We start from the raw sequence: 742 nt of genomic DNA on the forward strand, positions 1-742 counted from the left end.
CAGCGCCGGGATCGCGCGATGCCGGCAGGTGGCTGTGCAGCCGCGGATGCCAGCGGGGTGCCGCAACGCCTACAAGATCCTCGTAACCGTTCGTTCGAGGCGGAGCATCGTGGTAGCCGTTGTCGGCTGCGCGGAGCCGGCTGCCGGAGGGGCGAGATGGTGAGCACACACGTCGTACAGAACCTGGGCTGGCCGGGGCGACGCGATGCGGCGGGCATGCGCTGGTCGCCCTGGGCGTTGGTGCGATGGAGTCGCCGGTGCGCGGCGTACGGACTCTGCGGCCGCGCCTGCCAGCGCCTGGGCGACAAGGGTGAGGAGGAAGTGCTACGGCAGGCGAGCCGACCTCGGCAGTCGTATGACTCAAGTTCGGTCTCCCAGGTGGAACTTCCCTTGCGCCGCCACAGCCGTATCGTCAGCCGTCAACTCCCCCCTCGGACACACCCACTGACGATACGGTGACGAGGGCCTCGACCTTACGGTCGCGGTCCTCGTCGCGTGTTCGTAACTGATTGTGATGCCTAGGGCTTCGTAGAGGGGGCCTTTCTTGTCAGCGTCGACTGAGTGGATACGCTGTGCAATGTCTCCAAGACTCTCAGCCATCTCTCGGATCTGGTGCGCGTTGAGCGGGGATTCCTTCTTCCGGGTGACGGTGGGGAGCGCGTCGAGTTTCTTCCGCGCCGCCTCCTTGTCTCTCTGCGCCTCGTTGATCCACTGGGTGACGACGAGGGGGTCGGCTCCGGCT

The 742-nt window shown here is 66.2% G+C and carries 1 pseudogene; it reads right to left on the reverse strand.

Features of this window, described 5'->3' with window-relative positions:
- Nucleotides 1-360: 360 nt before the first annotated feature.
- Nucleotides 361-742 (reverse strand): annotated as a pseudogene (locus VXC91_RS46400) (hypothetical protein); the annotation flags it as partial.

The sequence above is a fragment of the Streptomyces chiangmaiensis genome (assembly GCF_036281785.1).
Taxonomy (GTDB): Bacteria; Actinomycetota; Actinomycetes; order Streptomycetales; family Streptomycetaceae; genus Streptomyces; species Streptomyces chiangmaiensis.